We start from the raw sequence: 8,151 nt of genomic DNA, 5'->3' as shown, positions 1-8,151 counted from the left end.
TTAATTCACCAGCAAGAGCGTCAAAAAGCGCTAGAGGATTCATTAAATCCAACTTCTCCTGATATTCATTTATTACCGCCAAGTAAAACCGTTGGCGAGATAGAATTTCCTGTTGAGTCATTATGTTTCAATATTAATCGAGTTGAATTAATTGATCGTGACAAATTACCTTGGTTTATCCCTTTAAAGAAACTCGCTCAACAAGCTGAGCATCGTTGTTTGGGGGGGGAAGGTATTAATTTATTGATGAGTCAGTTGCAAGACCGCTTGGTAAGTTATGGTTTTATTACAACTCGAGTTGTAGCCCCAGAGCAAGATTTAGCGAATGGGACGTTAAAATTATTGCTTGTTGAAGGTAAAGTTAGGCACGTTAACTATAGTGATGATAGTGATAAATATGCGCAGCTTTATAGTGCCATGCCAGTTAGAGAAGGCAAAACACTCAATTTACGCGATATTGAGCAAGGGCTTGAAAATTTACAACGTTTACCCACCGTAAGTGCGCAGATGCAGTTAGTCCCAGGAGACAAACCAGGTGAAAGTGATATTGTAATAGCTCGAAAACAGACAAAGATGTGGCGATTAGGTTTATCGGTGGATGATTCAGGTACAAAGACGACAGGGCGGGATCAAGGAGGGGTAACCTTTTATTTGGACAACATTTTGTCATTAAGTGATTCTTTTTATGCATCAGGGGGACATGATTTAAACGGCAAAGGGAAATATGGCTCACGTAACTATTTATTATCGTATTCTGTGCCATGGGGATATTGGTTGCTTAGTGCTTCGTTATCGGGGAATAAATATCATCAAACGGTAGCGGGACAAAATGAAGATTACAAATACAGTGGTCGCAGTCGGAGCGCAAATGTACAGCTCAGTCGAGTGATTCATCGAAATGAATCACAAAAAACGACATTAAGTTATGGCATTAACTTGCGTCAATCGCATAACTATATCAATGAAACGGAAATCGAAATCCAGCAAAGGAAGACCACAAACTGGCAATTAGGTTTACAACATCGGCATTATATTAACGATATAGTATTGGATGCGGGGGTGTCATATCAAAAAGGCGTGAGATGGTTCAATGCACAAAAAGCGCCAGAGGAGCTTAATCCGGAAGATAACGGCAGTGCATTATCGAATATTTTTCTAGTTAACTTTGCGGCCAATATTCCTTTTCGTTTAGGTGAGCAACAATATCGTTATCATATCGACTATCAAGGTCAATATACTCGAGGCGAGCGTTTAACTTCACCAGACCAGTTTTCGATAGGCGGACGTTGGAGCGTACGCGGTTTTGATGGTGAATTAACGTTAAAAGCAGACCGGGGGTGGTATGTGCGTAATGAGCTTGCTTGGCAAGCACCGTTTAATCATGAACCTTACTTAGGGATTGATACAGGTGAAGTATCAGGAGCAAAAAGTGAATATTTGTTGGGGAGGCACCTAACGGGAGGTGTTATTGGAATCAGAGGTAATAATTATGGATTTTACTATGACCTCTTTGCGGGAAAACCGATACGAAAACCCAAAGGTTTTAACACTAACCCCTTAGTCTTAGGGTTTAGTGTCAATTGGAATTATTAATATTACATGACGATTTAATAGTCAAAAAAGAGAGAAGTAAAGCAAGATAAATACAGAATCAATATTAGAAAAGATAATAAGAGAAAGGAATTAAGCGATGAATAAGAAGTTATACCGAGTTATTTTTAACAAAAAACGTGGCATGCAGATGGTCGTTGCGGATATAACTAAAACACCGATAGGTAGTGAACAAACTTCATCAACAAGAGAGCAAGCCAGTTTCAAATCGCTTTTTGCTAAATTAAGACCGATAACCTTTCTTGTATCTATTTCGTTAGGTTTTGTGAGTATTAGCGCTCCAGTTTATGGCAACCACATTGTCCCAGACCGTCAAGCCAGCAAACATCAACAGCCTCTGATTGGCTCAACAGCCAATGGCACAACGCAGATTAATATTCAAACGCCGAATAAGAAAGGGGTATCACATAATAAATACCAACAGTTTGATGTATCGAAGCAAGGTGTCATTTTAAATAACAGTAGTAAGGCAAGCAAAACCCAGATTGGGGGGTATGTTCAAGGTAATGAGCTATTAAATGCCACAGGTAGTGCTAAAATTATTTTAAACGAAGTCAACTCACGCAATCCTAGTCAATTAAATGGGGTGGTTGAAGTAGCGGGTCAAAAGGCACAAGTTATCATTGCCAACCCATCGGGAATAACCTGTAATGGTTGTGGTTTTATTAATGCCAGTCGTGGCACGCTAACGACGGGAAAGCCGATAATAGAAAATGGTGATTTGACGGGTTATCAGGTTGAACAAGGTCATATCGCGGTGACAGGTAAAGGATTTGACAGTTCAACGCAAAGTTATACGGATTTAATTGCACGCACGGTATCGATAAACTCAGCGGTTTGGGCGAATGACTTAAATGTAGTGACGGGTCGCAATAAAGTCAGCCAAGACACCCAAAAAATCACCCCATTGGATGAACAGGTAGGCGACAAACCTGAAGTATCGATAGATGTATCCGCATTGGGAGGGATGTATGCAGGCAAAATCAACCTAGTGGGCACTGAAAAGGGGGTTGGTGTACATAATGCAGGAGAATTGGGTGCGAGTGTTGGCAATATAACCCTAACGGCGGAGGGTAAAATCGTCAATACAGGGGCGATACAGGCTCAGCAAGATATCCGTTTAAGCAGTCAAAACGACATTCACAACAGTAAGCAGATATACAGTAAACAAAACATCAAGTTAAACAGTGAAAAATCAATAGTCAATGAAGGAACATTAGTTGCAAAAAATGACATTACGCTTAAAGCTTCGGAAATAAATAGTACGCAAAAAAGCACGATTGCCGCGGGGATTGATGAACAGGGAAAATTAACACAAAAAAGCAATATTACCGCAGATGCCAATAATATTTCACTCACGGGTAAAAATCTGGCAGGTCAACACGTTAAAGTTAATGCACAAAAGAATATTAATCTAGCCAACAGCCAAAATAGTGCTGAATCGGTCACATTAACGGCTGAAAATATTGATATCAACACAGCAACAATCCATAGTGAAAAAGATATCCTTCTACAGGCGAATAATTCCATTGATAGCCGCCATTTACAAGTTAAAACTAATGCATCTTATTCAGCTACAGGTAACGTAATTGATAACCAACAATCTGTTATATTGGCTAAAGGAGACATAACCTTTAATGGCAGTAGTATCAATAATGCTCAATCAAAACTCAATACAGGTAATAAAATTAATTTTAATGCAGGGCGTTTTATTGATAATCACAAGTCGATGCTTTTGGCAGAAGGGGCGATTAATTTAAAAGGGCAACATATTACGAATAACGAATCATTGTTAGTCACTAATGATGGTTTGCAAATAAAATCTGATACATTAGAAAACCAGAAATCCACATTACAATCGAAAAAAGATTTAACCATTGATAGCCATCAGTTTAATAATCAGCAGTCTGAGTTATTAACTGAAGGTGTTTTGACTGTTCATGCCAATCAAATCAACAACCAAAAAGCGGCGTTAAGGGCAAAAGGTGATATTAATATTAACAGTGGGCTAGTTGATAATCATTCGTCGACATTTATTTCAGAAAAAACGATTAATATCAATGTTAAGCAATTTTTTAATCAATATGCAAAATTTACCGCACTGCATAATATTGCTATTGATGGGCAACAGGTTAATAACCAATCTGCAGAATTAAAATCCAATGGGTATTTATCCATTAATTCAGCCGAACAAAACAATCAATCCGCACAATTACTGACTAATTCTGGCTTAACGCTACAAGGTAAAAATATAAATAATAATAATGCCGAGCTCAGCGCTAGCGATAGCATAGCGATAACAGCGGAGCAACTATGGGTTAATGAGGGCACATTAGTTAGCAATAATGATATCCATATTACCAGCTCACATATTGATGCGCAAAAATCAAAAGTTAAAGCCAAAGGGAATATAAAACTGAATGCATCAGATTATATTGATGCCACGAATGGCTTAATGGTGAGTGAAAAACAGTCAACCATTGAAGCAAACACAGTTAAATTAAATGAAGCAACATTAAGTGCCAAAGATGACATAACCGTTACAGCAACTTCACAATTAGAGAATAACAACGCAAAATGGATTAGTGAAGGCAATATCACCGCTAATGCACAAACGATTAATAATCAAAATTCGTCAATATCAAGCTATAAAGATATTTACTTTAAAGCACCGTATTTAAATAATCATAACAGCAAATTGTTCAGTTATGGAAAAATTGATTTATTGTCGAACAATGTTAATAACCAAAATACCCAAATTAATGCATTAGCTGCTATTCATATTCAGGCTAACGACATTGACAACCAAAATGCACAAATCATTAGCCAGCAATCGATAAATATCGAAGGTAAAGACATTGATAACCGTCATTTGGCCATGCAATCGGGTAAGGCACTATCTATAATGGCTACCGACAAATTGGACAATGCTGATGCAATACTCATTTCCGGTGATAAACTAAAGCTTGAGTCACAGTTAATTAATAATCAACGTTCGAAAATCAAGTCTGGTCATGACCTGACTATGCAAGGTAAAAAGATTCATAATCAACATAGCACCATGATTGCGACAGGCGATGTTGAGTTTAATGCTGATGAGCAATTAGATAATCAAAACGCTGACATTCGAACACAAAATAAAATTAATATGGCTGCCAAGCAAATTAATAATCAGAATAACTTATTGGTAGCGGGTAACGAAGTCACGCTTAATGCGGATGAACTTAATAGTCAGTCATCTATATTAAAAGCGGATGATAATATTGCCATAAAAGCCAAAAAGCTTAATAGCGCATTAGTCAAATGGGTCAGTCAAAATGCTATTACTATTGATAGTGATGACATTGATAATCATTCATCTGTATTTAAAGCCAATAATGATATTACCGTCAAAGCCGATACATTAAATAATAACGAGGCAACCTTAATATCGGGTGGTCAATTATCATTAACCGCTAAAAAATTAGCTAACCAATCTGCTTATTTTAATGCAGAAAAAGGGATTGATATTCAAAGTACTGAATTTGATAATCAATCAGCGACATTAATTACTAATGATTCGATACGTATTGACGCCAACAAAACAAATAATCAAGATAGCACATTATCCGCTAAACAAGATATTTCGATAAACAGTAACGAAATAAATAATCAAAACGCTTTATGGCTAGCAGATAAACGCATTTCGATTCATACCAACAACCTTGATAATCGTAATGCCGCCTTACAAGCCAAACAAGGTATGCAAATGGATGTCAATGCCCATCTAGCTAACCAACATGCGATGCTTATCTCAGGGCAAGATGGTCTTATCATTCATGCAGATTCTTTAGATAATGAAGATTCTGAGTTAAGCAGTAAAGGGGTATTGGCAATTACGGCCAATGATGTGAATAATCACCAAGCACAATTAATCGCAGAAAGCGACCTAACAATTGAAGCAAATTATATCAATAATCAGTCTGCTGATATTCAGGCTAAAGGTGATATCACCTTAGATGGACAAACCGTTGATAACCAACAAGCAAAATTATTGAGCATGGGCAATATTCGGTTACATGCAGAAAATAATTTAACCAATAATCATGCCAAGCTCATAGCGATGCAACAAATTCAATTGCAGTCTCATGGGGCTATTGATAATCAACACGCAACAACGACGGCCAATAATGGCATTTTAATTGAGGCCAATTCGATTAATAATAGCCAGTCAAAACTTGAAACGGCAAGTTTATTAAAGATTATTGCTAATACCATTACTAATCAGAATGCTAAATTTAATGCAGAAAAAATTGAGCTAAAAACACAATCACTTGAAAACCAACAAGCGGATATCATTGCCAAAACGTTATTACATATTCAAGCGGATGAAATAGCCAACAGCCAAGCCCGTTTATTAGCCAATGATATTGCCATTAACGCCAATCAACTTAGTGGTGATGGAGAACTGCTTGCTGAAAACAATATTGAGCTTAATTTAACGCATGGGTTTGATAACAAAAACAGCTTGCTAGCCAATAAAGATATATTAATCAATGCAAGCCATATTACCAATGACGGTAAAATCTCATCAGGTCAAGCCATTACCCTTAAGAGTGATGAAATTAAAAACACAGAAAAGGGTATTATCGAATCGGAGGAAATCAACACCAATAGTCGTGTATTGGAAAATAAAGGGCTTATTGATGGTGGCGAGGTCAATGTGAACGCTTCGCAGCGTTTTGACAATCTAGAGGGTGCACGTTTATATGGGGATTGGATTTCTATCAAAGCCCATGAGGTGAACAACCGTGCTGCTTCTTTATCCAGCCCTGTTGCCCCCACTATTGCGGCAAGGGAAGCACTCTTATTGGATGTTGACACGTTAAATAACACCAATCACGCTTTGATACTCAGCTTAGGGGATATGTACATTGAGGGGCAAACATTAAACAACCATTCAGCACGGATTGAATCGGCTGACGATATGGCCTTAAAAGTTAACCACATTAACAACATTAATGACCATATTGAAACTGAAGAGGTCTTGGTAGAAAGGCAACATATTGTTGAATATTCACCTCTCGGTGATGCTCGGCGATATAAACCCGATGAAGTCAGCATTCGCACTAGCCCTAAAAAGCGGCACAGATACCCTGTTTTGCATTCAAATAATGGCGCTTTTGATTCCACTCATAAGTATTATGAATATGATTACACAAGAAATATTTATGAAACTAAAATCAAAAGTACGGCACCGGCAGAAATCATCTCTGGTAAAGATTTGCGTATACAATCCGACCATTTAGAGAATGACAACAGTAAAATTGTTGCTGGTAATGCCTTAGATATTATGACCGGCACACTTAATAATCACTCATTAAAAGGCCAGCGCACCATTTCCGATACTGGCGATGAAATTTATCATTACCGAGAAAAAGAGAATAAGCACGGTAAAGCCGTATATAAAAAAAGAGCAAGGTGGAAAGATTATAAAAACCAATCCGTCACCACTATCGATCTTGAGCATGCCAAAATGGAGTCCCACACCAATGTGGATAAAACCCAAATTGACTTGCAGCAGCGAGAAGAAGAAAAAATTAGCGTAGGGCACATTGTTAATCCGATTGTGACCGAAGTCAAAACAGATAAACACCTCGACAATTCCCTTGAAGCTATCATCAACAATGGTAAAGAAAAGGGCAATATCAATATTTCAACCGAACACCCATTGGATGATTTGCCGATCACAAACCCTATCATTCAACCGGATAGCGTTGAAAAGCCAGATACCCCCATTATTGACACTAATCAAAAAGTGACCAGTGAAGATAGTCAGCATTACGCTGATTCCATTATCTTTGTTGAGCCTAATTTAACCTTACCGCAAAATAGCTTATCAATCATTAACAAAGACCCAAAGAGCAACTATCTTGTTGAAACTGACAGCCGTTTCACCAACCGCAAAAAATGGTTAAGTTCCGATTACATGTTCAACCGCTTAAGGGTTGATCCGAATAATATCCAAAAACGGTTAGGGGATGGTTATTACGAGCAACAGCTCATCCGCGAGCAAATTGTTACCTTAACGGGGCATCGATATATTGGTGATTACACCAGTGACTTGGAGCAATATAAAGCACTGATGAATGCGGGAGTCGAATTCGCTAAGCAGTACGGATTATCGATAGGTGCCTCGCTGTCAGCGGAACAAATGAAAGCCTTAACCAGTGATATAGTTTGGCTAGAAAGCAAAACGGTGCAGGTTGATGGACAAGCGGTATCGGTATTGGTGCCACAAGTATACCTTGTTAACCGCCCACAATTAACGACGGACGGGGCATTATTATCGGGAAAAAGTGTTACGGTGCTGGCGGAGAAAGATATCGAATCCTCGGGGACGATATTAGGTAAAAACCGAGTTGCCTTATTAGGTAATAACGTCAATAACCAAGGTTTGATTGATGCGGGCGCCATCATTATTCAAGCGAAAGATAGCATCAACAGCAGTGGCAGATTAAATGCGGATAGATTGGCATATTTACAAGCGAATAACGACAT

Annotated in this window: 2 protein-coding genes; both read left to right on the top strand. The window is 38.2% G+C overall.

Annotation, left to right across the window (positions count from 1 at the left end; translation table 11 throughout):
* Positions 1-1,593, top strand: a 1,593-nt coding sequence (locus A9G25_RS11375) for a ShlB/FhaC/HecB family hemolysin secretion/activation protein (RefSeq protein ID WP_065626187.1), incomplete at its 5' end; no start/stop codon positions are given.
* 97 nt (positions 1,594-1,690) lie between these two features.
* Positions 1,691-8,151: two-partner secretion domain-containing protein (locus tag A9G25_RS11370; RefSeq protein WP_141675094.1), on the top strand; the 6,461-nt coding region annotated here is incomplete at its 3' end.

It is taken from the genome of Gilliamella sp. Bif1-4 (genome assembly GCF_001690535.1).
Classification (GTDB): Bacteria; Pseudomonadota; Gammaproteobacteria; order Enterobacterales; family Orbaceae; genus Gilliamella; species Gilliamella bombi.
The sequence above is the reverse complement of the archived record's forward strand: the minus strand, read 5'-3'. Positions and strand labels throughout refer to the sequence as shown.